At 57.1% G+C, this 20,166-nt stretch carries 31 protein-coding genes and 1 tRNA gene; 19 read left to right on the top strand and 13 right to left on the bottom strand.

From position 1 onward, the window contains the following. Positions 1-39: 39 nt before the first annotated feature. Positions 40-768 (top strand): CAF17-like 4Fe-4S cluster assembly/insertion protein YgfZ, encoded by a 729-nt coding sequence (gene ygfZ, locus OU789_RS03395; RefSeq protein ID WP_274653329.1) that lies wholly within the window; start codon positions 40-42, stop codon positions 766-768. Between the two features lie 75 nt (positions 769-843). Here the strand turns inward: ygfZ and efp are convergent, their stop codons facing one another. After that, positions 844-1,407: an elongation factor P gene (gene efp / locus OU789_RS03390; RefSeq protein ID WP_263953853.1), complete on the bottom strand. Its 564-nt coding sequence runs from the start codon at positions 1,405-1,407 to the stop codon at positions 844-846. 214 nt (positions 1,408-1,621) lie between these two features. On the opposite strand from efp, the gene OU789_RS03385 reads away from it, so the two are divergent. Both OU789_RS03385 and OU789_RS03380 read left to right on the top strand, forming a co-directional pair. Continuing rightward, complete coding sequence (locus OU789_RS03385) at positions 1,622-1,936, top strand: DUF6280 family protein (RefSeq protein ID WP_263953854.1); 315 nt, start codon at positions 1,622-1,624, stop codon at positions 1,934-1,936. Between the two features lie 128 nt (positions 1,937-2,064). Further along, on the top strand, positions 2,065-3,516 hold the full coding sequence (locus tag OU789_RS03380; protein ID WP_274653301.1) for a cobyric acid synthase: 1,452 nt from the start codon (positions 2,065-2,067) through the stop codon (positions 3,514-3,516). A 21-nt stretch (positions 3,517-3,537) separates the two neighbouring features. On the opposite strand, the gene OU789_RS03375 is transcribed toward OU789_RS03380, so the two are convergent. From OU789_RS03375 to OU789_RS03365, 3 genes are all read right to left on the bottom strand, one after another. After that, on the bottom strand, positions 3,538-4,443 hold the full coding sequence (locus OU789_RS03375) for a DUF2497 domain-containing protein (RefSeq protein WP_274653299.1): 906 nt from the start codon (positions 4,441-4,443) through the stop codon (positions 3,538-3,540). 75 nt (positions 4,444-4,518) lie between these two features. Continuing rightward, complete coding sequence (locus OU789_RS03370) at positions 4,519-5,913, bottom strand: TolC family outer membrane protein (RefSeq protein ID WP_274653297.1); 1,395 nt, start codon at positions 5,911-5,913, stop codon at positions 4,519-4,521. A gap of 70 nt (positions 5,914-5,983) precedes the next feature. Further along, positions 5,984-6,637, bottom strand: a complete 654-nt coding sequence (locus OU789_RS03365) for a protein-L-isoaspartate O-methyltransferase family protein (protein ID WP_274653295.1) — start codon at positions 6,635-6,637, stop codon at positions 5,984-5,986. A 257-nt stretch (positions 6,638-6,894) separates the two neighbouring features. Between OU789_RS03365 and OU789_RS03360 the strand changes: the two genes are divergently transcribed. Next, positions 6,895-6,968: transfer RNA gene (locus OU789_RS03360), tRNA-Cys, on the top strand. A 68-nt stretch (positions 6,969-7,036) separates the two neighbouring features. Here the strand turns inward: OU789_RS03360 and OU789_RS03355 are convergent. Genes OU789_RS03355 through OU789_RS03345 form a run of 3 tightly spaced genes read right to left on the bottom strand, consistent with a single transcriptional unit; the run spans position 7,037 to position 8,474 of the window. Further along, positions 7,037-8,068, bottom strand: coding sequence for a site-specific integrase (locus OU789_RS03355; protein WP_274653293.1), 1,032 nt, complete (start codon positions 8,066-8,068; stop codon positions 7,037-7,039). Then, positions 8,065-8,256 (bottom strand): hypothetical protein, encoded by a 192-nt coding sequence (locus OU789_RS03350; RefSeq protein ID WP_025060031.1) that lies wholly within the window; start codon positions 8,254-8,256, stop codon positions 8,065-8,067. The genes OU789_RS03355 and OU789_RS03350 overlap by 4 nt, the downstream gene beginning before the upstream one ends. Positions 8,257-8,279: 23 nt before the next feature. Then, on the bottom strand, positions 8,280-8,474 hold the full coding sequence (locus tag OU789_RS03345; protein WP_274653290.1) for an Arc family DNA-binding protein: 195 nt from the start codon (positions 8,472-8,474) through the stop codon (positions 8,280-8,282). Positions 8,475-8,558: 84 nt separating this feature from the next. Here OU789_RS03345 and OU789_RS03340 point away from each other — a divergent pair, with 84 nt between their 5' ends. Continuing rightward, positions 8,559-8,873, top strand: coding sequence for an Arc family DNA-binding protein (locus tag OU789_RS03340; RefSeq protein ID WP_040103946.1), 315 nt, complete (start codon positions 8,559-8,561; stop codon positions 8,871-8,873). Positions 8,874-8,875: 2 nt separating this feature from the next. Here the strand turns inward: OU789_RS03340 and OU789_RS03335 are convergent, their stop codons facing one another. Further along, a complete protein-coding gene (locus OU789_RS03335) occupies positions 8,876-9,475 on the bottom strand; it encodes a hypothetical protein (protein WP_274653282.1) in 600 nt (199 codons plus the stop codon). A 200-nt stretch (positions 9,476-9,675) separates the two neighbouring features. Here OU789_RS03335 and OU789_RS03330 point away from each other — a divergent pair, with 200 nt between their 5' ends. After that, positions 9,676-9,888 (top strand): helix-turn-helix domain-containing protein, encoded by a 213-nt coding sequence (locus OU789_RS03330; protein WP_058260738.1) that lies wholly within the window; start codon positions 9,676-9,678, stop codon positions 9,886-9,888. A 2-nt stretch (positions 9,889-9,890) separates the two neighbouring features. Further along, on the top strand, positions 9,891-10,091 hold the full coding sequence (locus OU789_RS03325) for a hypothetical protein (RefSeq protein WP_274653278.1): 201 nt from the start codon (positions 9,891-9,893) through the stop codon (positions 10,089-10,091). 96 nt (positions 10,092-10,187) lie between these two features. On the opposite strand, the gene OU789_RS03320 is transcribed toward OU789_RS03325, so the two are convergent. Then, positions 10,188-10,601, bottom strand: a complete 414-nt coding sequence (locus OU789_RS03320; protein WP_170394715.1) for a MerR family transcriptional regulator — start codon at positions 10,599-10,601, stop codon at positions 10,188-10,190. Between the two features lie 76 nt (positions 10,602-10,677). Between OU789_RS03320 and OU789_RS03315 the strand changes: the two genes are divergently transcribed. From OU789_RS03315 to OU789_RS03285, 7 genes are read left to right on the top strand one after another with little or no spacing between them, the layout of a single operon-like run. Continuing rightward, on the top strand, positions 10,678-11,085 hold the full coding sequence (locus tag OU789_RS03315; RefSeq protein WP_174821699.1) for a mercuric transporter MerT family protein: 408 nt from the start codon (positions 10,678-10,680) through the stop codon (positions 11,083-11,085). A gap of 15 nt (positions 11,086-11,100) precedes the next feature. Then, positions 11,101-11,403, top strand: a complete 303-nt coding sequence (locus OU789_RS03310; protein ID WP_170394718.1) for a periplasmic mercury ion-binding protein — start codon at positions 11,101-11,103, stop codon at positions 11,401-11,403. Positions 11,404-11,413: 10 nt separating this feature from the next. Next, positions 11,414-11,665 carry a hypothetical protein gene (locus tag OU789_RS03305; RefSeq protein WP_072629817.1) on the top strand — a complete coding sequence of 84 codons (252 nt, stop codon included), beginning with the start codon at positions 11,414-11,416 and terminating at the stop codon, positions 11,663-11,665. Further along, complete coding sequence (gene merF, locus OU789_RS03300; protein ID WP_057821980.1) at positions 11,662-12,048, top strand: mercury resistance system transport protein MerF; 387 nt, start codon at positions 11,662-11,664, stop codon at positions 12,046-12,048. Before OU789_RS03305 ends, merF begins: the two co-directional genes overlap by 4 nt. Beyond that, positions 12,045-12,182, top strand: coding sequence for a hypothetical protein (locus OU789_RS03295; RefSeq protein WP_160325920.1), 138 nt, complete (start codon positions 12,045-12,047; stop codon positions 12,180-12,182). The genes merF and OU789_RS03295 overlap by 4 nt, the downstream gene beginning before the upstream one ends. A gap of 1 nt (position 12,183) precedes the next feature. Further along, positions 12,184-13,614 carry a mercury(II) reductase gene (gene merA, locus OU789_RS03290; protein WP_217354368.1) on the top strand — a complete coding sequence of 477 codons (1,431 nt, stop codon included), beginning with the start codon at positions 12,184-12,186 and terminating at the stop codon, positions 13,612-13,614. Positions 13,615-13,635: 21 nt separating this feature from the next. Further along, entirely contained in the window at positions 13,636-14,988 is a 1,353-nt protein-coding gene (locus tag OU789_RS03285) for a dihydrolipoyl dehydrogenase family protein (protein ID WP_170394724.1), read from the top strand. A gap of 12 nt (positions 14,989-15,000) precedes the next feature. Here the strand turns inward: OU789_RS03285 and OU789_RS03280 are convergent, their stop codons facing one another. Beyond that, entirely contained in the window at positions 15,001-15,849 is an 849-nt protein-coding gene (locus OU789_RS03280) for a cation diffusion facilitator family transporter (RefSeq protein WP_170394727.1), read from the bottom strand. A 62-nt stretch (positions 15,850-15,911) separates the two neighbouring features. On the opposite strand from OU789_RS03280, the gene OU789_RS03275 reads away from it, so the two are divergent. Beyond that, positions 15,912-16,262 carry an ArsR/SmtB family transcription factor gene (locus OU789_RS03275; protein ID WP_170394730.1) on the top strand — a complete coding sequence of 117 codons (351 nt, stop codon included), beginning with the start codon at positions 15,912-15,914 and terminating at the stop codon, positions 16,260-16,262. Here OU789_RS03275 and OU789_RS03270 read toward each other — a convergent pair. Both OU789_RS03270 and OU789_RS03265 read right to left on the bottom strand, forming a co-directional pair. Further along, a complete protein-coding gene (locus OU789_RS03270; protein WP_217354369.1) occupies positions 16,250-16,843 on the bottom strand; it encodes a methyltransferase family protein in 594 nt (197 codons plus the stop codon). The genes OU789_RS03275 and OU789_RS03270 overlap by 13 nt on opposite strands. Further along, complete coding sequence (locus tag OU789_RS03265) at positions 16,840-17,775, bottom strand: cation diffusion facilitator family transporter (RefSeq protein ID WP_170394733.1); 936 nt, start codon at positions 17,773-17,775, stop codon at positions 16,840-16,842. Before OU789_RS03265 ends, OU789_RS03270 begins: the two co-directional genes overlap by 4 nt. Positions 17,776-17,846: 71 nt before the next feature. Here OU789_RS03265 and OU789_RS03260 point away from each other — a divergent pair, with 71 nt between their 5' ends. Beyond that, complete coding sequence (locus OU789_RS03260; RefSeq protein WP_170394736.1) at positions 17,847-18,302, top strand: MerR family transcriptional regulator; 456 nt, start codon at positions 17,847-17,849, stop codon at positions 18,300-18,302. A gap of 153 nt (positions 18,303-18,455) precedes the next feature. Here OU789_RS03260 and OU789_RS03255 read toward each other — a convergent pair whose 3' ends face one another. Continuing rightward, positions 18,456-18,743, bottom strand: coding sequence for a hypothetical protein (locus OU789_RS03255; RefSeq protein ID WP_274653259.1), 288 nt, complete (start codon positions 18,741-18,743; stop codon positions 18,456-18,458). A 163-nt stretch (positions 18,744-18,906) separates the two neighbouring features. On the opposite strand from OU789_RS03255, the gene OU789_RS03250 reads away from it, so the two are divergent. From OU789_RS03250 to OU789_RS03240, 3 genes are all read left to right on the top strand, one after another. Beyond that, positions 18,907-19,233 (top strand): hypothetical protein, encoded by a 327-nt coding sequence (locus OU789_RS03250; protein WP_051371962.1) that lies wholly within the window; start codon positions 18,907-18,909, stop codon positions 19,231-19,233. 64 nt (positions 19,234-19,297) lie between these two features. Then, positions 19,298-19,876 carry a lytic transglycosylase domain-containing protein gene (locus OU789_RS03245; RefSeq protein ID WP_274654500.1) on the top strand — a complete coding sequence of 193 codons (579 nt, stop codon included), beginning with the start codon at positions 19,298-19,300 and terminating at the stop codon, positions 19,874-19,876. Continuing rightward, a complete protein-coding gene (locus OU789_RS03240) occupies positions 19,876-20,166 on the top strand; it encodes a TrbC/VirB2 family protein (protein ID WP_247034531.1) in 291 nt (96 codons plus the stop codon). Before OU789_RS03245 ends, OU789_RS03240 begins: the two co-directional genes overlap by 1 nt.

The raw sequence follows: 20,166 nt of genomic DNA, 5'->3' as shown, positions 1-20,166 counted from the left end.
ACACCTATATTGGTCTCTGCTGTGAAAGAGGAACATACAATGTCTAGCGATACACGCAACGTCTTGAAAATATCCGGCAAGGATCGCGTAGAGTTTCTTCAGGGGCTCGTCACCAATGACGTTACAAAAGGCGGCCTTATCTATACCGCGCTGCTCACGCCTCAGGGCAAGTATCTTGCCGATTTTTTCCTGCTGGATACGGGTGAAGAGTTTTTAGTGGATGTTGATAGCAGCCTCACGGCGAGCCTTGTTCAACGGCTAAACATGTACAAACTTCGAGCCGATGTTGCGATCGAAGAAACCTCGCTCCGTGTATCCAACGGCTTGGGCGAAACTCCTGACGGCGCACATGCAGATCCACGGCACCCTCAACTAGGCTGGCGATCCTACGGAGAGTCGGACGATACAGTTGACCTAACCTCGCTTCGCGTCGAGCACACTATTCCGCAAAGCGGTGTTGAGCTAACGCCCGACACTTATATCCTCGAAGCTGGTTTTGAGCGGTTGAACGGTGTGGACTTCAAGAAAGGCTGCTACGTTGGGCAAGAAGTTACCGCGCGCATGAAACACAAAACCGAGTTGCGTAAGGGGCTAGTAACCGTCGAGATTTCTGGCGCGGCGCCCATAGGAACCGAAATTACGAATGCCGGCAAACCGGCGGGCACGCTCTATTCGCAAGCTGGTTCCCAAGCGATTGCCTATCTTCGGTTCGATCGCGCAAAAGGTGATCTTAATGCAGGAGACGCTCGCATTACTGCAAGCCTCTAACGCACTAGTATGTTAAATTAGCCAAGGACACAAAAAAGCCCCGCGTTGGCGAGGCTTAAATGAATTTTCTTACCCTTAGGCGCGCTCGGAATATTCCATCGTTTCAGTATTCACGACAACATCCTCATCCTGCCCTACAAAGGGTGGAACCATGATTTTAACGCCGTTGTCCAAAATTGCGGGCTTAAAAGAATTGGCAGCTGTCTGCCCTTTTACCACGGGCTCAGTCTCGACAACCTTACACACGACTTTCTGTGGAACCGTCGCATTAAGCGCCTCTTCATCGTAATATTCGATCACAACTGTCATGCCGTCCTGAAGAAAAGGACGGCGATCACCAAGAATATCAGAAGGCAGTTCGATCTGGTCGTACGTTACCGTATCCATGAAGACCAACATTCCATCATTCTCGTACAAGAATTGTTGATCTTTCTGCTCCAGACGCACACGTTCGACCTTATCGGCGCTGCGGAAACGTTCGTTCAGTTTTGAACCGTTGCGGAGATTTTTCATCTCAACTTGGGCAAAAGCGCCGCCTTTTCCTGGCTTTACGTGGTCTACTTTAACCGCAACCCACAGCCCGTCATTGTGTTCAAGCACGTTTCCAGGCCGAATTTCGTTCCCATTGATTTTTGGCATTTCAAATCTCGTCGCAAAGGTTGATGTAAACGTTTGTGTACCTATATATTGAGCGACGATAGAGAACAAGACGACTATATCGGACGTTTGAACTACAGAGCTATGCGCTCAACGCATAAGTGATATGCATTTCAAGGTATACCGAATCGCGCAATTATCGCCATATTCGGCAAACGCCCCAAAGTGCAAGAGCAAGAATCAAAAGGACGACGAGATGGCTGATTTCGTTGATGGCACCGCTTTCAACCACGAACAAGGTAATCGCTCGCGAAAGCTATTCGCAGCGGTGGTTTTGGCTGCATTGGATGATGCAATTGCAGATGACAAAAAATATGGCAACGGTCCTGAACAGATCGCACGCTGGGCACGTTCGCGTGACGGCCGTGAGGTTCTGTCCTGTGCCGGAATTGACCCTAACGAACGTGTTGTCGAAGGGTTGATGGAATTTGTTTCCAATGGCGTGCGGACGTCTGTTGCGCTCTCCCGCGAGGAAAGCGAACGCCGCAACCAGCAGGCCGAAGCTGCCTAAATCCTCACTGTATGTGAGAGTTACAAGCGCGCCCTAAGGGCGCGCTTTGTTTTTGTGCGCCTAGTTCTTGTACTTCGCGGGACTTTCCCCGACATTGCCTAGAAACAAGCGACAGTCGGAGCATCTTCTTGGCAAAGGCAATAATGATACAAGGCGCAGGCTCCAACGTCGGCAAGTCAATGATTGTTGCCGGCCTCGCGCGTGCGCTGGTCAATCGCGGCTATTCGGTATGCCCTTTCAAGCCACAAAACATGTCAAACAACGCCGCAGTAACGAGCGACGGCGGAGAGATTGGACGCGCGCAGGCTCTTCAAGCCATGGCTGCCCGCGTGGCCCCCATTGTCGACATGAACCCAATACTCCTCAAACCAGAGACAGACGTCGGCGCGCAGGTCGTGGTTCGCGGTCAACGGCGATGTAGCATGAAGGCCAAAGAATATGGCGCATTCAAAGAAAGCCTGCTTCCAGAAGTACTGTCGAGCTTTAAACGGTTGGCAGGGAGCTGCGACATTGTACTTGTTGAGGGCGCAGGCAGCCCCGCCGAAATTAACCTTCGTGCAGGCGACATTGCCAATATGGGCTTTGCAGAGGCCGCGTCAGTTCCCGTTGTCCTTATCGGAGACATTGACCGCGGCGGTGTAATTGCACAGGTCGTAGGCACACATGCGGTCCTGCCCGAAGAAGACCGCCAAAGGATCAAAGCCTTCGCAATTAACAAGTTTCGCGGCGATGTCAGCTTGTTTGACGAAGGGTTAACAGAGATTTGCAATCGGACCGGATGGCGCTCTCTCGGCGTTCTCCCTTGGTTCCCTGACGCGGGAATGCTGCCTGCCGAAGACATAATGGACATTCGAGCAACGCACCACGGAACGTTCAAGATTGCGGTGCCCCGCCTCAACCGGATTGCCAACTTTGACGATCTGGATCCGCTCCTCGCCGAAGATACGATTAGCGTGGAAATCGTTGAATCCGGGTGCCCACTACCGGGCGATGCCAATCTCATTCTGATACCAGGCAGCAAATCGACAATCGCCGACCTCGCCCATTTCCGCGCACAAGGATGGGATATTGACCTCGCCGCCCATATTCGCCGTGGCGGACATGTCTTGGGTATCTGTGGGGGCTATCAGATGCTCGGCAAAGAGTTGATCGACGACATGGGCCTAGAAGGCACGCCAACACGCGTGAAGGGCTTAGGGCATCTTGATGTCATAACAAAAATGCTGCCCGAAAAACGGCTAGAGCTGTCCAATGGGCGTCATATTGAAACCGGCCTTTCGATCAAAGGCTATGAGATCCACATAGGCGAGACCGATGGGAAAGACTGCGCCAACGCAGCCTTCGAAGTTGGTGGCCGCCCAGAGGGTGCAGCTTCCGGGAATGTTGTCGGATGCTATTTACACGGAATTTTCGCCGCTGACGAATTTCGGCGGGCCTTTTTCGCAAAACTGGGCTTAGACATCAAACCAAGGCAGCATGAAGCGCAAGTCGAAGAAACTCTCGACGCACTCGCTGCGCATCTAGAACAGCATTTTGACATTGATGGTTTGTTAGCGCTTGCCGAGCCCGTCGAAACTTAGTCCAACAAACTCTGGCAAATTTCAGTCGAAATCGGGCGAGCTTACGATCCGGTGAATTTCACGACGCACAAGTTTGCGCACATTGCGTGTAATTCTCTCACCAAGCGCACCTTGGAGTTCGCTGCGAACAATCTCTGAAACCAACTCGCGCAATGCCTCTTCGTCAAAGGCACTCTCTTCTTGAGGAAGGTTCTCGGTGGTAGACTGCGGTACGATCTCGTGGACGTTTGCAGCGGTATCGTCTTGTGCAGGCGTCTCTACTGGCTGAAGAACTGGTTTGCTCTCCTGAGCCTTCTGACGGCGCATGAATGCGATATCGATGGGCTGCTCTGATGGTGTCAGTGCGCGTGCCAGTTCGGCATCGATCTCGTCATCTGCTTCTTCTAGCGGCTGTGTTTCAGGAGTCGACCCAGCGATTTCGCTTCCGTCCGGTTCCCAATCGCTTTGCTGGCCGGAAATCGCGGCCTCGAGTTCGGCAATAGTCGCTTCCAAACGCGACTGCGCCCGTGAAATATCGGCGCGCAATTCGTCACTGGAGCTTGATACACTTGGCGCATCGTCTTTAATCTGCTCGTCGCTCAATGGCGTACTAAGGACAAGCGGATCAGTTCGATGCCTGAACAATGCTTTACGGGGCTTTTCCGTTTCGCGATTTTCGTAATCAGCACTGTCATCAGCCGATTCTAATACCTGCGCGGGCTTTGCTTGAGACTCTTGGCTCTCTTTCACACGAAAAGCTGGCGTTAAAACCAGCGCATCACGCGGCTTTGCTTCTGCCAGAGGCTTGTCGCTTTTAAGCTCAAGCACGCTTGCTTTTTCAGTCTTTGCAACGACGTCATCGTCTCGCTGTGGCTTGTCCTCTTTGAACAAGCGGCGGATTGATGAAATTACGTCTTCGACTTCAACATTTGTCACGGAATCGGACATGATTTTTCCTGCTGTCACCTCACGAAAGAGTGTACTTCGATTTCCCCCGTCTGCCAACAGATAGAGAAAATTCGATTATTTCGAGAGGCTCTTTAGCACACGATCCAATGCTCGGCCTTGCTGGCTGAATGCCGCTGGCGCGTTTTCAACAGCTCTGTAATAGGTCTCTGGGTCGTATGTTTGCACGTTCAAATTGAGGTTTTCCGCAGTCAGAAGTCCCATTGACGCCAACAAACCATAGGCCGCGAGGTACTGGTTGGTTGTTGCATCAATGACACGCGCGCGCGCATCCAAGAGGTTCTGTTCGGAGTTCAAAACGTCGAGCGTTGTACGCGCACCAAGGCGGGCCTCCTCACGAACACCTTCAAAAGCTTCCGTTGCAGCTACGACCTGAGCTTTCAATGCCTCAAGGCTGGCACGCGACACGAGGAGAATAGACCATGCACGACCAACATTTTCGTCAACGTACAGTCTTGCCTGATGAAGGTTCGCGCGTTGACCCTGAACATTCGCCAATGCCTGACGTTGAACCGAAGGAATGCGGCCACCTTGGTAAATCGGACCGGACAGCTCAAGACCGACCGAAGCGTCAGAACGGTTAAATGTTTGCGAGTACGCTGTGTAGCCAGCACGTGCGGTTGCCGAAAGTGTAGGACGGTAAGCAAGACGTGCAGCTTGTTCGTTGATTTCCGCAACACGGACGAATTTCTGTGCAGCGAGAATATCCGGATGCGTACGCAGCGCGACCTGACGTGCGGCTTCAAGTGAGGAAGGCGTTGTCGGTGCGCGCGGAGGTTCCACATAGCCTGTTGGGTATTTACCAATCGCCGTCCGATAGACTTCGCGGGAGATCGCTTCTTGGCCCTGTGCTTCAACAAGATCGCTACGTGATGATTCGAGGCTAGCCTGAGCGAGCGAAACGTCTGTTCGCGTTACTTCACCAACATCAAAGCGGTCCTGAGTGGCCTGAAGTTCTTGCGTCAACACTGCAAGGTTGCTGCGCGCGAGGCGAACAAATTCTTGATCTCGGTGCAGACCCATATATGCCGATACGGCGTCATACAAAACTTGCTGTTCAACAGAGATCAAGCCCTGCCGAGTAGCGAGGACTGCTTCTTTAGCCGCTTCAACAGAAAGCTGGTTGCGACCAAAGTCGAAAAGGATGACTTGCGCGCTGATGAAAATATCACCGCTGAGGACGCTGCCCTGACCTATCGCAGGATTCTGTGCATCAAAGTAATCGCCATAGGTACGCGCGATATAGGAAAGTGTCGGGCGAAGGGATGCCATGGCTTGCGCCACATCTTCGTCTGCAGCGCGCAAGACCGCGCGGTTCTGCTCAAGCAAGCCACTATTGTTGTATGCAGCTGCCAATGCCGAAGGCAAAGATTCTGCGCGAACGACGGTGGAACTCGCCAAAACAATTGTCGCCGCGATGGCCGCTCCACGTTTCAGAAACTTAAGTCCCATATCCACACTCCCGGTTCATTGACCAATTATTACTTAATAAAACACAGAGGAAACGACTCTCCGGTTTCTGTTATAGTACAAATTCTTCTGTCTTTTCAAATCCTAGCAGCACAGGGGCATCCGCATTGAAGGCTCTGCGCCACGCAATTGTGCCATCCGTTTTCTGACCGATCCGAACCTCGCCGAGTGTTCCCTCTACAAATAGAGCCGCAATTCGGCCGCCATCTTTGAGTTGATCCGCGATGGATTGAGGCAATACTTCGATACCGCCTTCGATAACGATAATGTCGTAAGGACAGTGCTTCGCCGCACCGTCAGCAAGTGGCCCTGCGACGACTGCTGCGTTGTCGATTCCGCCGGCCGAAAGCGTTTCCTGAGCAGTGTCCGCCTGTGCCTCATCGCTCTCCACACCCACGACAGTATCGCCCATATGCGCGAGCACTGCAGTCGAATACCCAAGTCCACAGCCTACGTCGAGGATCAGGTCACTCGCCTGAATATCAAGCGCATCAAGCATTTTGCCGAATGTGCGCGGCTCCAGCAGCACCCGCCCTTCGCCTAACGCGATATTTCCATCAAGATATGCCGCTTCCCGCAGCTCCTCTGGAACATAATCTTCGCGCGGCACTTCTAGCATAGCCGCAATAATCGGGAATTTGGTAACATCGGACGGGCGAATTTGTGTATCGACCATCATTGTGCGGCGGGTAGAAAAATCAGTCATTGACTAAACTCGTTCGTCTAGTTTCGTTTCATCTGTGATGCCACAGTTCAAGAAGATGAGCAATAATCGTAGACTGTCAGCGAAGTATTCTTTTCAAGACCATCAAAAACGTTGAACAATTACCACATTTAGCTGGAATTGTTCGCATTTTTGACGGTCGCGGTTTCGCTCAGTAGAAAAGAGCACTTGAAGTGCTCTAGATATGCTCCTAAACAACGCACGAACGGCGACTCTTAACGAGATGCCACACCACAAAAGGCGAGTTGGCGGAGTGGTGACGCAGCGGATTGCAAATCCGTGTACACCGGTTCGATTCCGGTACTCGCCTCCAATAAAATCAATGACTTGCGTCATCCTTACTCTCCTTCACTGCCATTTTTGAAACAACCGTTGAAACTTTCACGTTTCGGTCTTGCTTCGTTCCATTTGATTTCTTGCCTCTTGAGCGCGCTTGGCGAGCTCTCTTTGCCGGATCGGCCCACCGTACTTTTTCAGCATCTCAACGCCTGAATGGCCGGTGACCGCCTTGACCATTTCGTCATCACATCCAGCCAGATACAGCTCGATCGTCGCATTTTTCCTCAGCCCGTGCGTTTTGTAGTAGCTCGCCCTCTCGTGCTTCATCTTCTTTTTGATGGTGCGCATTTCCTCCGCAACGATCCGGTAGCTCACTGGCCGCCCCTTGGTGTCGGTCACGACAGTGCCGTCTGTTCGCGCAATGCCTTCGAGTTGGGTTTTCAGGCGGTCGGTGAGCGGGATCCAAAGAGGCTTGTCGGTTTTGCCCTGCGTGAAATCGAATCCTTCATCGGAGAAGTGCTCCCACCTCATCTTCACGACATCGCCAATGCGCTGGCCTGTGCCAACGCATAGCTCGTAGACCAGCCGCGCCCGTTTTGAAGCCAGCGCTTCGAACTCTTCCCGAACATCATCTGGCCACGGCTCCCAGCCGTCGCTCTGCTGCTTGAAAAGCGGAATACCCTTCGCCGGATTGCCGTGTTCTTTCTTGATGAAGCCGATCAACCGGGCGTGATTCATCAAGACGACCATGACCTGGACAAGATAGTTGGCTTGCCGCCAGTGGTCCGCATTTGCCCGGTGCAGTTCATAAATGTGGTGGGTTTCGATCCTAGCAGGGTCTTTGTCGGCCCAGATCTCACGAATGTGGCTGATATACCGCCGATAGTCGGATCTCGTACGGGGCTTCAGCTTCTTGTAGGCGTCGCTCTCGTAGTAGCTAAGAATCAACGCCTCAAAATTGCGTTTCACCGGCGCTGGCGCGGGTTTTCCTTTCAGCAGACGATTGTAATGATCCCAAAATTCCGGCGTGCCCGCTTCCTCGTGCATCATGACCGAGATACCGCGCGAACGCCGGATGAACCGGAGATACCCCCGGTCATTGTAGACGTATTTGGGCAAGCTCTTGCGAGTCATTCGCCCATTCTCAGGTCACTGTTGAGAAAGTCGTCTGCCGCCTCTGGAGCGACCATGTTGGCATCGACGATGACACTGCCATCCGGCTTGATCTCAAATTTTGCCCTCTGCCAACCTGCCTCCCGCGCCTCACGGATGAAGGCCGAGGCCGCCTGTTTCGCCTTTGTCTGAACACTTGCTTTGGTCATCTGATCGACACCTCTCCTGCTCGTTAACAACGCGCACTATCACCCTGATCCATATTGATATTTCCAATTGATCCGAGCGTAGAGCGCCTGTCTTTCGCTGCCCGAATGGCACGGATCACTTCTGAATTTTGGGAATTTCCATTGCGATCTGACTCCGCCTTGATCCACTCCTTGAGCTCTTGCGGAAGCCGAAGCTGCATTGGTTTACGACTGTTCATGAAACGCCTCCAGGTTGAAATCATACCCTGTTAGTGGCACTTAGCCACTATTGCGTCAATTGCTTTTTATGGCACAGTGCCACCATGCCAGAACAAAGCTCTCAAAATCAGGATAAGTTCATCGTACGGCTGCCAGACGGCCTGCGCGATCGTATACGCCTCGCGGCCGAGGCCAACCATCGCAGCATGAATGCCGAGGTCGTTGCTCTCCTCGAAGAAAACTATCCAGCTCCTGTACCGGAAAAACTGGATGACCCCGCCGCGCGATTGCTCTTCTGGCTCGCCAAACGCATCCGTCGAAGAAACCCAAAGCCTGGGACGCCAAGGGACAAGCAAGCGGCCCTGTATGAGCGCATTGCGGGCGACATTGCGGAACGCATGAAGGATATCGGCGAATAGCCCTAGTAGGCCACCCACTCATATCCGTGGTTGCCTTCGTGATCTTCCCATTCCACACCGACGCCTCGTCGCCAATTTGATGACGAACAGCGCCGTGACGGCAGAACCCATTGCGGGGCAGCGGCTGGTGTCGTGCGTTGCCAGCCGAATTCGCCCTGCGTGCCGTAGGTCCCGAGACGCATGTTGTAGCTTTCAGAGCAATCATCGTCGCGACCGCGTTCGCGATGGCTGTAGTGCCGAACATCCCAGACGCGGATCGAGCGCACGAAATCGAATTCTAGGCCACTGATGTCGATGTCTGCGCCACTGTCCACCACCTGTGCCAGAATGACGTGACCAAGTGTCTGGCCGATTTGGTTGCTGGCCTCCCAAGTTGTCGGGGCCGTGCTTTGCATAGGCGCGCGCTCCGCAACACCCATCGGACAACGCCAGATTTGCAGGGGTGGCTCAATCGGCCAAGGCGTGATCCGACGGATGAACACGGCACGGGCATGAGCGCATTCTGCTGACGCGGGCCACCCACCAGCCAGGCAAAGCAGAATGGCGCAATCGACTTGATAGGCTTTCGCTGCCTGAGGAGCCACACTGGAAAGCAGAGACATTGCGACCCCAAAGAACCAATTCCTGATAAATCTGCACCACATATCAATAACTGCCTTTTGATTACATTACTGTATTATTGAAAATGTAGCTCCAACATCGCTCTTCACACCATATACGAGAACATCACTTGTGATACTCGCGCGCGTTTTGTGGAATATATTCCGTAGAGCGGTTCTTGTGATCTGGCCGAATAGAGGCCATGAAATTACGGGAACGAGTAGGGTTAAATGTCCGGAATCTAAGAAATTCCAGAGGATTGAGCCAAGAACAGCTAGCTTTGGCTGCGGATGTAGATCGCAGCTATATCAGCGAGATCGAACTCGCCAAAAATTCAGCATCAATCGATGTTCTGGAGCGGATCGCACTTGCTCTCGAAATCGACCCACAAGAGTTATTAAACAAGAGGGGCTGATATTGCCCGAAATTACGAGTGTTCGCACAACGGCCGAAGCCATCGGCCATATTTCATGCATCAAAACAGGTGAAGAAATCGGCCTTCTGTATCGCTGGGACAACGGCGAGACGCAGGCTGCGTTGCACAATGACGGCGAGCCTATAGCGCAACACAACTCAGAGCTTACCACTGAACCAGACATTGGTGGAAAACGCAGCTAACGGCCGGAAAGAGCCCATCTTTCCGATTTTCTGCGTTGCGGCCAATGGCAGCTTCATTTTCGGGCCGCAGCGGTCGCAAATCAAATGCTGATCTGCTCACGCATCAAGTAACGCGTCGATCACCGCACATTCTGGGACAGCATCGCCGGTGCATCGCGCAACTGTGTCCGACAAGACATGCTCGATGCGCTGCAGGTCCGCGATCTTGGCTCGAACGTCAGTCAGGTGATCTTCCGCGATGATCTGAACCTCGGCGCAGGTCCGGGATTGCTCATCGACCAGCCCGAGCAGCCCGCGAACCTCTTCGAGAGAAAAACCGAGATCTCGGGACCGCATGACGAATTTCAGCCGTCTGACATGGGCGTTATCGTAGCTGCGATAGCCTTTCGTGCTGCGCGGCGGGTCCGGCATGATGCCGATCTTTTCGTAATAGCGGATGGTTTCAAGATTGCAGCCCGTTGCTCGTGCCAAATCACCCCGCCGAATTGATCTCACGCTTGTGTTACTCATTTCGCAAAAAAACCCCTTGAGCCTGTATCAACTACAGACCCTAGAACGGTGGAAATAACTGTTCAAGGAAGATTCGATGGAACAAAATTTGGCGGAACTTCCGCAATCTCGGTCGCAGAAAATTGGCGACGAAACCACCAAGGGATGGGGCGTGACCGGCCTCGGCGTCCTCGGTGCGCTGGCGATGACCTCGTGCTGCATTCTGCCGCTTGTTCTGGTCAGCTTTGGCGTGACGGGCGTGTTCATCGCGCAGCTCGGGGCCCTCTATGCCTACAAGTGGTACACCTTCGCGCTGAGCGCCGCGTTTTTGGGATACGGCTTCTACAAGGCTTACAAGCCTGTAGATGCCGAGTCCTGTGCCGATGGCACCTGCGCCCGCCCCATCGACCGCCGCATCATGCGGGCGACCCTCTGGGCCGCTTCCGCGATTGTCGCTGTCGCCATGATCTTTCCCTACATCACCCCCTTCATCCTGAAATTCTGAACGAGGACAACGACCATGAAGCACCTCCTGCTACCCGCCCTGACCATCGCCGCACTCTCGACTCCGGCCCTCGCCGAAGAGCGCCAGGTCGAGATTGCCGTCAGCGAACTGACATGCCCGTCCTGTTCGTTCATTGTTGCCAGTTCGATGCGTGGTGTGCCATCGGTCGAGATCGTTGCATTCCAGGACGGCCCCGAATACGGGCAGGGTGTTTACAGCGTGACCTACGATGACGCCGAAACTTCCATCGAAAGCATCATCGGCGCGGTGACGGCCAATGGCTATCCGGCGCAGGTGCTGCCCGACACAGCCTCCTGAGCCGCCTGCAATGCGTGACAATCTGATGGGTGGCCTGCTGGCCTTCGGAATAGCAGCTCCGGTCGTGGTCGTCTGCTGCGGCGGCGGAACTGCCGTGCTTGCAGCGTTGTTCGGCGGCGTTGGGGCTTGGCTCTCTGGAATGAGTGGCATTGCCGTGCTGGTTTTGGCGGGTCTGACCTACCTGATCGTCCGTGCACTGCGTCGTTCGCAAATGAAACGCGCCTCCGGCCCCGACCCATCACAGAGAAAGACGGCTCCTTGACTGACACACCTGAAAATTCCGACCGTCTGCTGAAATGGGGGCTTGGCGGTGCGCTCTTCGCCGCGCTCTGCTGCTTTACACCGCTTCTGGTCGTCATCGTCGCTGGCGTCGGATTGTCGGCCCTCACGGGCTGGCTCGATTACGCCCTGTTCCCGCTGTTGTTTTTCAGCCTCGCCGTGGTGGCACAGGCCCTTTGGCTGCGCGCTGGCAAACCGGGACCGGCCCCGAAACTCTGGGCCACCGGCCTCGCGGCAGCTCTGTCGATCCTGATCATTCTCCTCGAGTTCAGGTTCGCGATACGGATCACAATCGGCGTTTTCGCCGCCACGGCACTCTACGCGGTTCTCGTGAACCGTGCGCAAAAGAAAGGAACGCTCTCATGATGATGGGATGTTGCACCGCCACCGGTATGTTCTTCGGTCTTCTCGGCATGCTCACACCGCTGATCGCCATCGGCGCGGTCATATATCTGTTCGCCGCCAGACCAAAAGACCCCGAGTATGGTGAGGCGCGCTGAGATGAAAGACCTGAACAAAAACGACGATGAACAGGGCGGCTATGACCTGATCGTTCTTGGGGCCGGATCGGCGGGGTTCTCCGCCGCAATTACCGGCGCGGATGCCGGAAAGCGCGTCGCCCTCGTGGGACACGGCACCATCGGCGGAACTTGCGTCAACGTGGGATGTGTGCCCTCCAAAACGATGATCCGCGCGGCAGAGGCCGTGCACGGTGCGGGGGCTGCCAAGCGGTTCCCCGGCCTGTCGGGACGGGCACAAGTGGATGATTGGCAGACGCTCGTTCAGTCCAAAGACGATCTGGTCGCGACCCTGCGCCAGAAGAAATACGCGGACCTTCTGCCGGAATATGAGGGTGTCGATTACATCGACGCCGGTCCCGCGCGGCTGATCGAAGGTGGCGTGACAGTCGGTGAGCGAACCCTGAAAGCACCGAGGACCATCATCGCCACGGGCGGGCGTCCCGTCCTGCCGACCATCGACGGCATCGAGGACATCGGCGCGCTCGACAGCACCAGTCTTCTGGAACTCGAAGTACTGCCGAAAAGCCTGATCTTCATCGGCGCGGGTTACATCGGCGCGGAACTGGCCCAGATGATGAGCCGCATGGGCGTGAAGGTCACGCTTGTCGCCCGTTCGCATCTGTTGCCCGGCGCGGAACCGGAGGTCTCGGAGGCATTGGCGGCGGCGTTCGAGGCCGAAGGCATCTCCCTTCTGACCGGGTTAAGCTACGACACTGTGCGCCGCGACGACGCGGGCGTGACACTGCGCGTGATCCAGGACGGAAAGCCTGTCGAAGTGACGGCGGATCAGCTCGTTTCGACCGCTGGCAGGCGGGCCAATACCGAAGATATGGGCGTGGACGCAATCGGCGTGGAAACCGACGCGCGTGGGTCCATCGTCGTCGGCGAGGACATGCAGACATCGGTGCGTGGCATCTATGCCGCAGGCGATGTGACCGACCGCGACCAGTTCGTCTATATGGCGGCCTATGGTGCAAAGCTCGCGGCCAAAAATGCGGTTCTCGGCGAAGACCATCGCTACGACAACGCCGTGATGCCCTGGGTGGTGTTTTCCGACCCGCAGGTCGCGGGCGTCGGTCTCGGTGAAGCCCAGGCGCGGGACGCGGGCCTCGACGTCAAGACGTCCATCGTACCGCTCGATCAGGTGCCGCGCGCACTGGCCGCACGCGACACGCGCGGATTGATTAAGCTGGTGGCGGACAGAAAGTCCGACCGGCTGCTTGGCGGCCAGATCGTCGCGCCCGAGGGGTCCGATACGATCCAGACCCTCGTTATGGCCCTGAAGTTTGGCATGACCACCAAGGCACTTGGCGAGACGGTCTTCCCGTATCTGACCACGGTAGAAGGGCTGAAGCTGGCGGCGCAAACCTTCGATATGGACGTGGCAAAGTTGAGCTGCTGCGCCGGATAGACCCAAGACAAGGACCGGATAATGAGCGAAGACTGCGACCTGATCGTCATCGGGGCTGGCATGGCAGGCGTGGCCGCGGCGAACAAGTGTGGCGCAGCAGGATGGCGTGTGGCCATTGTCGATGCGCTGCCCTACGGCGGCACCTGCGCATTGCGCGGCTGCGATCCAAAGAAAATCCTGCGGCGCGGTGCGGAAATCATGGACGCGGCACGGCTCATGCAGGGCAAGGGGATCGATCCCGGTGATCTGTCGATCAACTGGGCCGATCTGATGGCACACAAGCGTGGCTTCACCGATCCCGTGCCGGACAAGATGGAAAAGGGCCTGTCGGGCAACGGCGTCGAAACCCTGCATGGAGCTGCCCGCTTCACGGGAGACAACACGCTGGAGGTCGATGGAACGGCATATCAGTCGGAACGGTTCCTCGTGGCCGCCGGTGCCATGCCCAGGCCGCTGAGCTTCACAGGGGCCGATCTCGTGATCGACAGCACGAATTTCCTCAACCTGGAGGCCCTTCCCAAACGGGTTCTTTTTATCGGCGGCGGCTTCGTGTCCTTCGAGTTTGCGCATATCGCCGCACGGGCCGGAGCCAACCCGATCATCGTGGATCGTGGCGCCCGGCCCTTACGCGGCTTCGATCCCGATCTGGTCGAAATGCTGATCGAGCGCGGCGCCGGTATCGGCGTGGACCTGATGCGCGAGACCGAAATCGTCTCGGTCGCGGAAACCAGTGGAGCATTCACTGTCGAGGTTGCGTCGGGCGATCAGACCCGGACAATCGAAACCGATTTGGTCGTGCATGGCGCGGGCCGGATTGCAGCCCTGGCCGACCTGAATCTTGAGGCGGCTGGTGTTGACTACAGTGACAAGGGCATCGTTGTAGCCCCCCATCTGCAAAGCACGACAAACAGCGCGGTCTATGCCGCAGGAGATTCCGCCGACACCGATGGCATGCCGCTGACGCCGGTCGCAGTGATCGAAGGGAAGGTCGCGGCCTCCAACATGCTCAAAGACGCGCAAACCGCACCGGATTATGCCGGTATTCCGACGGCCGTCTTCACCGTTCCGGAAGTGGCGCGTGTCGGCATGTTGGAAGACGAGGCAAGGGACGCCGGGCATGACATAGATGTCCGGTTCACCGACACTGGCGGTTGGTATTCGAACTATCGGATCGGCGAAACCTCCGCCGCCGCGAAGATCCTCGTCGATAGGTCGAATGGCAAGATTCTCGGCGCGCACCTGTTCGGCCCGGAATACGGCGAGCTGATCAATTTCTTCGGGTTGGCGATCAAGCTGGGCCTGACGGCCAAGCAGCTTCAGTCGATGACGGCGGCCTATCCAAGTGTCGGATCGGACTTGGGGTCACTTCTTTAACGCAAGCGCCCCCTACTCGTCCTTCAGATCATTCCGCGCGTCGCGGATGATCATCCACGACGAATGCAGGAACAGCCCTGCGATGGCGAACGCGACGATCAGGTCGGGCCAGGCGCTGCCAAGCCATGCGACCAGCCCGGCCGCGATGACCACGGCAAGGTTGCCGATGGCGTCGTTGCGCGAAAACAGCCAGACGGCCCGCATGTTGGCATCGCCCTTGCGGTGCTTCAGCAGCGGCAGGACCGCGAGGACGTTCACGATCAGCGCACCCACCGCGAAGGCTCCCATCAACCCGGCTTCGGGTGTCGTTTGGTTGAGGACACGCCAGAGCGTGCTGCCGACGACGCCGAGGCCCAGAAGCCCCAGAAACACGCCCTGGATCATCGCTGACCGCGCACGCCATGTCAGGCTCCAACCGATGGCGAGCAGGCCCAGAAACGTGATCGCGCCGTCGCCGAGGAAATCGAGCGCGTCCGCCTTCAAAGCCTGCGACCCGGACAGGAACCCGCCGAACATCTCGACCACGCCGTAGCCGAGATTGAGCAGGACCACGATCCAGAGGGCGCGGCGATAACTCGGGTCCTTGTAGGCCGGATCGGAGGATGTATCGCCGTCCTCGATCTTCTCAAAGCCGTAGCCGGTCGCATCGAGCGCGGGCCGCACCTTCGACAAGTCACCCTCCGCGATCCGTAATGTCATGACGTGGGTTGCGGCAGACACCTTCACATCGCCTTCGGCCACGCCCGCAGACCGGGCCGCGCGCTCGATCTCGGCCGCGTCCTTGGCGCAGTCCATGCCCTGCACCCGCATTCGGATCGGCGTGGAGGCCGTCGGCAACGTGCTGTTCTCGGCCTGGTTCATGTGCGATCCTCTTCAAAGTGGCGGGCAAAAGTGCCGCCGCTAACGTATCAGTGGATAATGATATGACGACGCAAGACGTTCAAGACGATCTTTTGGCACCCGACGCCCTAGAACTGCGGGCAAAGCTCTTTCGGGGCCTCGGCGATCCCAGCCGTCTGGCGATCCTCGATGCGCTGGTGGCGGGCGAACGCAGCGTTCAGGAGATTGTCGCTCATACTGGGTTGGGGCAACCCAATGTCTCGAACCATCTGCGCTGCCTTCTGCATTGCGGGCTGGTCAGCCGCCGCAGCGAAGGTCGATTTGTCCGGTATCGCCTGGCGGACAGGCGGGTTGCCGAGCTGATCCGTGCCGCGGATCGGCTCCTTGCCTCAACCGCGACCGGGCTCGGCGACTGCGAACGCTACACAGAGTAGTCAGCGTTCTGTCGGCTTGGAAACCCGAAAAACCGCGGCGTCCGTTTCCGATACGTGCGGTAGGGCGCGCCATAGATCTCTTCCAGCCATGGCTCTTCGGCAAAAGGGGCGAGAGCAAAGGCGACCACACCGCCCGTCGCGATGATCAACGCAGCGGGATTGGCGGACAGGATTGCCCATCCGACCAGGATGCCCATGTCTGCCACGTATTGCGGGTTGCGCGACCAACGATAGAAACCATCGGTTTTCAGCTCGGCTTCCGCGCCGCTGGTCGCGTCGAGGCCGATGCCCAAGGCAGCAGGCCAGACCACGGCATTGCCCGCCATGATCAGCGGCAGGCCTACGCTCCAACGAAGCCAGAGCGGCCAATCCAGAGCATTCCATCCGGCGGAGCCCACAAGGATCGCGCTACTGAAGACCGCGAGGGTCGGGAGCCAGACCATGAGTTGGCTGAGCCAGTTCACCCGTTGCGGGGGCCAGAGACGGCGGGATGGGACAAGGATCGACCAAAGCAGCATCGCAATAAGAACTGTTTCACAGACAAGCGCGACGGTCAGCGCGACGGAAGCAAAGTCGGTCATCCGTGCCGCTCCTCGCCATGCCCGCGCCCGCCGAACTCGGACGGGTCGTCGCAGGCGTGGCGCGCGCATTCCAGCTCCAGCGTTGTGTGCTCGATGTCGAAGCGGTCTGCCAGCGCTGTTTTGATCCGCTCCTTCACCGCGTCTGCGTCGGACCAACGGCCCTCGGTTATTACGATATGTGCGTCGAGGGCCGCTCGGTGTTCGTCCATCTGCCAGAAATGCGCGTGGTGGATGCCGGTCACCCCGTCGGTTCCGCGCACGGTCTCCAGCACCGCTTGCGTCTCGATTTCCGGTGGTGAGCCGAGCATCAGGATACGGATCACCGGGCCAATTTCCCGGAACGACTGCCAAAGTATGTAGCCTGCGATCAGCACCGTCACGAGCGGGTCGATCAGCCGCCAGTCGTAAAGCAGGATCAGCGTGCCAGCGACAATCACCGCGACGGAGCCGAGCGCGTCGGCGACGTTGTGCAGGAACGCCGCGCGGATGTTCACACTGGATTTGGACATGGCGTAGGTCAGCGCAGCCGTCACGGCGTCCACGATAAGCGCAATTCCGGCGATGATGACGATCAGCCAGCCCTCGACCGGCTGCGGATCGGCAAAGCGCATTGCGGCTTCGTAGAGCAGGTAGAGGCCGATCACGATCAGCGTGGTGTAGTTGATGAGCGCGGCCACGACCTCGACCCGACCGTAGCCGAACGTCATGTCGGCATCGCGAGGTCGCCGCGCGATTTTCCGGGCGGCGAAAGCGATGATGAGCGAGATTGCATCGGAAAAGTTGTGCAGCGCATCGGCGATCAGCGCCAGCGAACCGGAAACGATGCCGCCGACGATCTGAGCAACCGTCAGGCCCATATTGACTGCGATGGCGGCGAAGACCCGGCGGTCGCCCGCTTCCGGATCGACGTGATGATGATGGCCGTGCCCCATAGTAGCTCCTTTCGATTCGTATCACTTCAGTGTAGATACGATCTACAGCGACTGGAGGTTCAAGAGGCGACATGAAAGAATATTCCATCGGGCAGATGTCGCGCCGGACGGGTGTGAAGGTGACGACGATCCGCTACTACGAAAGCCGGGGCCTGATACCGGCACCGGCGCGGACGACAGGCGGGCAGAGGCGCTATGATGCAGCGGCGTTCGAACGCCTCGCTTTCCTCCGTCACGCGCGGGAACTGGGCTTCGGGCTCGATGACATCGCCGATCTGATGGCCTTGGCAGAAGCCCCGTCAGAGGATTGCGCACCTGCCCATGAGATCGCACGCAAGCAGCTCGCGGCGGTGGACCGGCGCATGACCATTCTCGCGCAGCTTCGGGAAGAACTGGTGCGGATGGCCAGTGCGGACGATCCAGGCCACGCCGGAGAGTGTCGCGTCATCGAGGTTCTGGGGGATCACCGGCTCTGTATCGGTGCGCATGATCTGCCGGACGGTAGCGCAGACTTATCCGGACGCTAGGCGAAATTCAGTTGCTTGTGACAACATCGACGGTTTCGTCGAAGGACCGAAAGCCGCCGTTGGCGCAGCCGCAGCGAATGCACGCTTTGTCCGCGTTGGCGACCTTCGCGGCAGCTTTACTGAAAGGCAGCTTTCTCTACGTGAGGACGGGTATCATTTCCTCATGTCGTCCAGGAACTCCAGAACGCGCGCATAGTCTCCACTGACCTTGCGCGCTTGCTCGAAGACTTCACGTCGCTCTTGGTCTAGACACCGAAAGTACTGCTCGACATCAGCAAAATAGACGTCAGCATCGCGCCTCAACAGGTCAGCATATGCCCGCACGTGGTCGGCATTGGTCGGCATCCAAGGCGGCGCAGGCGGCAGGCAAGTGCCCGCAATCGCGGCAGAACCCCAGCTCAGAACGACCATAACCACCCATGTTTGTTTCAAAAGCGCCATATTATCTTGGCTCAGCCACTCCGTTGCAGTAAATCTGTTTCAACGCATGAAAGGCGCAATAAAACAAGTTGCACCTATTGATTGCAAAGTTATAATATTGTATCGGTTCGTTAGTCCATAAGGGACTGCCGGGCCAATGCACAATTCTGCAAGGCTCGATCCTATGAATTTGATGCAAGACGCCCCCAATGTTGTCAGTGAAGACGGGCTGCGCACGCTGCTTGCCGAGGGTCATTCGGCGGATGTTGTGTGCCGGGTTACGCCCAAACGTACAGGTGCTCAGTGGTCCGGAGTTTGGACCGTGCATTGCGTCTCGCCAGATGGCGAGACGCGTCGCCTGCTCGTCACTGCACGCAACAACATGGCTGCCCGAGAATTCAAGACAATCAACGGCTTATCCAGCTTCCTGGCTGGCCTTGGCGTTTCGATCGTCTCGATCCCCATGCTCGAAGGCAAGATCGCCTCGCACAAATTGGAAGACGCAGGCTAAGACACTTGCCACCCTCGCGGCATTCCTTGCTGCGCCCGCCTATTCTGAAGGCTTCGTGCTTTCCATGCGGGCCGATGGCCAACTGGAAACCAAAGCTCCCCAATCAGGGTTTGCACAAAGCTATGTCGACGGGATTGGCGCAAACCCACCAGAGCTGATCGTTTTTGCAGCGCCAGAGCCTGTAGATCCCCCTCCTGCACCCGCCCGCGCAGTTCCCCGACCTGAAATCCTCGCAGCTCTTGAAAGCACGGCGCATCGCTATGGCGGGCACCCGGCTTTGCGCCGCGCCAGGCTGTCGGTGACGGAATGGCAGGCCCTCTTCCAAGCCAATATCGAGATTGAAAGCGCCTATCGAGCGAATGCGCGCAGCTCGGCAGGGGCGATCGGCCTTGGACAGCTGATGCCAGCGACGGCCGCGCAGCTCGGCGTGGATCCGCATGACTGGCGGGCCAATCTGGATGGCTCTGCCCGCTACCTTTTGATGATGTTGGCGCAGTTCGGCACGCCCGAACTCGCGCTTGCCGCCTACAACGCGGGGCCCGACGCGGTCGCGCGCCATGGCGGCATCCCTCCCTATCGAGAAACCCAAAATCACGTGCGCCGGGTCACGGCCGTGCGTGATCGACTGACTGGAGCCTCCTGATGCAAATTCAATTCCGCACGATCCTGTCGCTGGCTCTGGCCAGTTTGATGATTGCCAACCCCGCCTTTGCGCAGAGCATTGACCTTTCGCCGGTGCAGAACCTTTTGCAGGGCATCGTCGACACAATCACCGGCCCCTTGGGTATAGTCATCGGCACCTTGGCCCTGATCGGTGTGTTCCTCTCCTGGCTCTTCGGCATTCTGGATTTCCGCCAAGCCCTCTGGGTGCTGGTTGCCATTGCAGGCATCGCTGCTGCGCCGACCATCGTGACCGCGATCTGGGGCGCATAA

The organism is Halocynthiibacter sp. C4 (assembly GCF_028823805.1).
Lineage (GTDB): Bacteria > Pseudomonadota > Alphaproteobacteria > Rhodobacterales > Rhodobacteraceae > Falsihalocynthiibacter > Falsihalocynthiibacter halioticoli.
This window is presented reverse-complemented; position numbering and strand designations above follow the sequence as displayed.